This is a genomic window from Vibrio hibernica (genome assembly GCF_015223435.1).
In the GTDB taxonomy this organism is placed as follows: domain Bacteria; phylum Pseudomonadota; class Gammaproteobacteria; order Enterobacterales; family Vibrionaceae; genus Vibrio; species Vibrio hibernica.
Genome location: NZ_VHKO01000109.1, coordinates 1 through 2148, shown reverse-complemented (window position 1 = coordinate 2148; position 2148 = coordinate 1). Strand labels below are relative to the sequence as shown.

Annotated in this window: 2 protein-coding genes; both read right to left on the bottom strand. The window is 44.1% G+C overall.

All coding sequences use genetic code 11. The annotated features are described in order from the left end of the window. Nucleotides 1-50: 50 nt before the first annotated feature. Nucleotides 51-509 carry a hypothetical protein gene (locus tag FH976_RS15640; RefSeq protein WP_194091702.1) on the bottom strand — a complete coding sequence of 153 codons (459 nt, stop codon included), beginning with the start codon at nt 507-509 and terminating at the stop codon, nt 51-53. Beyond that, nucleotides 506-2148: site-specific integrase (locus FH976_RS15635; protein WP_194091701.1), on the bottom strand; the 1643-nt coding region annotated here is incomplete at its 5' end. The genes FH976_RS15640 and FH976_RS15635, both read right to left, overlap by 4 nt.

The window sequence follows — 2148 nt, the reverse complement described above, 5'->3', positions numbered from 1 at the left end:
GAAACGTGTTACGTCCCTTTACCCCATTACACTTTGAGCGTGGGAAAGTGTTACTTTATGGGTGTCACAACTGAGTTTTCACCTAATAACTCTTGTTGGAGGTCAAACACCCTAAAGCGGAGCTTAGCATTCTCGGCCTCTAACTGCTTTCGAGCCTCAACTGCATTATCTCGTTGAACCCTGTACTTATTTTTCAACTCATTAGCTTTTTTTAATTGGTGCTTTAGCCTATCAATATCAGACAAAGAGACATCTAGCTCAATATCTAAGCCTGTTGTCATCGCCTTATCGCGGTTGAGGTTGTATTCATCGATAACAGGTTTGGCATAGGCCACGAACGCTTTAAACTTATGGACATAGCTATTGCCAAGTTGGGCTTCATTATTGATTCGGTTTAACGTGAGCTTGCCCGTCGCCTTAATATAAAGTGGCTTACCATCTAATAGTCGCTGAAATGCATTGACCAGTAACCCCTCGGCTTTGCAGGTTGCCTTATACTCTACTTTCATGACCATACCGCCTTAATATCATCATTGAAACTATCAAATGGGATGCTGTGTTTGACCAATGTTGGTTCTATAGACTGAATCTTCTTTTTTCTGGCATCCAGAATCAACTCATTGGCATAATCACCCATATCATTGATTACCCGGAACGAAGCAATGAGGTTGTCCCGCTCCCTTGAAAGCCTTTTAGCCGCTTTATCAGTGATTACCTTATGCTCACAGGGGGCTTCAACAATATCCATCAATGAGCAAAGCCGCTCACAATTACGATTGGTGCAGTAGCCACCTGTAGGAAGCAACACAATGGATTTGTCACCAGACCTTACCAAAGCGAGCAACTCACTTCGGGACATAACAATTTCTTCCCCTTGTGCTAGCCGCTCTGCTTTATTTTGGGCTATGCGCTCGCCTTCAGCACCACTTAAGGTATCGGATACATTGTAAATCTCATCCCATGCGTCCACTGCTGAGTTTTCAATGGCTTCATCAAATTCACTCATTAACTGAGTATCCGTCAACAGTTGGTTGGTACGCACCAGCTCGGAATAATTCGCGTACCAATTGGACATATTTATATTGCGGTGCTTAAGCTGGTATTTGACTGTAAGCGCGTTGCCTAGTCGGTTCTTCACCATAAAGACCACAAAACTCCGCCGTAAATCATGAGGGCTAAGCTTTGGTAAACCGCCTCCGACCTTTAAGCTTCCTACGCGGTCTGGATTTAGCAGGTCGAATTCCTCAGCGTCTTCGGAGGTCGCAATAATGTTGAACTCTTTCATATTCAAGGCATCATTAGCACCGTCAATACTGCATTTTAGCGACGTTTTATTTAGGAATGCTTCACTGACATAAGGGATATCAGAAGAAATGAAGGCACTCTCAAGGTCTTGTTTCTTTGCATTATATTGGTCTTGGGTTAACAGACCATTTTGATAGCCGTCATCCAGTCGTTCTAAACTGTATTTTCTCGCGGCTTGCGTGGCGTCATAAGCTAGCTCCAGTGCCAGCTTTGCGATAGGGGCAGTATTCCACGTCGTATAAATTCTTTCACCCTTATTTCCCTTTGTCGAAAACCCTGAGACCTTGGGCACAGCAGCTAATGTATCGTCATAGCTCTCTTTGTTCATGGAGAGCAGCTCTTCCCTTCGGGCGGCGGAGAATAAGCCGACACAGATAAAGCACATCCTTAGCATTGCTCCTAACCATTTTCCACGCCTGTAAAACGAAAAATCAGGAATGGCTTTCCGTTCAGGCCACTTACTTGTTATGCGAGACATCCTTGTAATGAATGTTGCCATTTGCCTCTCGTTAAGGGCACTCACACCTAATACTTTAAGCTCAGCATTGAACATTTCATCCTGATAGGTGTATAGCTTTTCCATCGTCGCTGAAATCTGATGGCGATATGGGTGATAGGTTTCCACAAACTCAACAACTGTCCTTAAAATACTGACATGAATCGCTTCAGGAAATGCGATAGCCTGACCGTCACCAGCATCAGGGTTAACCCACTTGGTATACTCCCGTTTATGGACATAACACGTTACAAGACCCGCTTTATTCAATGCATTGATCGTAGACGCAATGTGTTGGCATATACCTACACCGCCAACCCCATGTAATGCTTTAGTACACTTTTTCC